This window comes from Nocardioides sp. NPDC059952 (assembly GCF_042730435.1).
GTDB lineage: Bacteria > Actinomycetota > Actinomycetes > Propionibacteriales > Nocardioidaceae > Nocardioides.
The window spans coordinates 1-1,031 of sequence record NZ_JBHWLY010000180.1 but is presented as its reverse complement, the minus strand read 5'-3'; the positions used below and the strand labels follow the sequence as shown (position 1 = coordinate 1,031).

The 1,031-nt window shown below is 59.5% G+C and carries 1 protein-coding gene; it reads right to left on the bottom strand.

Annotated features, from left to right (window positions below; translation table 11 throughout):
* Positions 1–291 (bottom strand): hypothetical protein (locus ACFV9G_RS30035; RefSeq protein WP_378733164.1); only part of this gene is annotated, 291 nt, incomplete at its 3' end.
* Positions 292–1,031 lie beyond the last annotated feature (740 nt).

The window sequence follows — 1,031 nt, the reverse complement described above, 5'->3', positions numbered from 1 at the left end:
CGCAATGGTTGGCGCGGCGGGGCTTCCATCAGGGTTGATGCCGATGTCGAATTTCATCTCGCCCGTATAGCCGCCGAAGCTGTTCTTTGCATTCACAGTTCCGCAAGCGACCGTACCGTCATAGAGTGCGAATACTTGGCGGACCGTGATCCTTGCCGAATCAGGATCCTTCAATGCCTTGCGAACACCCGCCTCAACTGCGGCTCTGATTGCCTCAGTCTTCTCTGTTTCAAGCTCCTCCTCGCTGGGAGAACAGCCAGCGAGACTGCCCATCAACAAGATCATCAGCATCCGATTCCGCATATCCGTTCCTCCATGTGACGAGAACGGATGTTCGCTCAATGTACGCTGTTTTCAGCAGATGCAGCGCGCTTGCGAGAAGCGCCCTGATCTCATCTCATGGCCAACATGTGCGGCATCAGGCAGCCGCGATCGCGGCCTCTTGCAGTGCGTCGAGTCTCTGTGCGGCGGGGATGCGCCGAACCGGCGCCACCAGACGGAACCTGTTCCAACGCCCTGAGTCCGGTAGCCCAGCCCGATTCGAACGGGCGCCCCTCCCCTTAGGGCGGGGATTTCTCTGCGCGTTCAATCAATGGCTTATGAAGTGAATAGGACCGGCTTGGGGCCATTCCGCCCAAGCACTGGGCTGCATCTACTACTGCTCCGCCCTCACCCACGGCCCTATCGGCTCCCTTGCCTTGGGCGAGATCACTGCCGGCAGCAGACCGACCTCACGACTACACTGTTGTAGCCTTCTCATGATTGCGTCACAGGTCCGCACTTGCAATGGAGCTGCCGCATGCACGGAATGACTCAACCTCTCGGGATGGCAACAGCCGGGATCACACTTCTGCTGCTGGCTGCCTGCACATCCGTTGGCGGCATGCGAAGTACTGGACCTGCAGCAGCTTTCTCGTCCAGTCAGGAGCCCTTGGCTGCCGCTACTTGTGTCCGCGATGCCTGGGGAGAGGTGAGCATCGGAGGATCGCGGTGGCAGTACGTGATTGAGCCCCGTACAGATGGCTACTCCT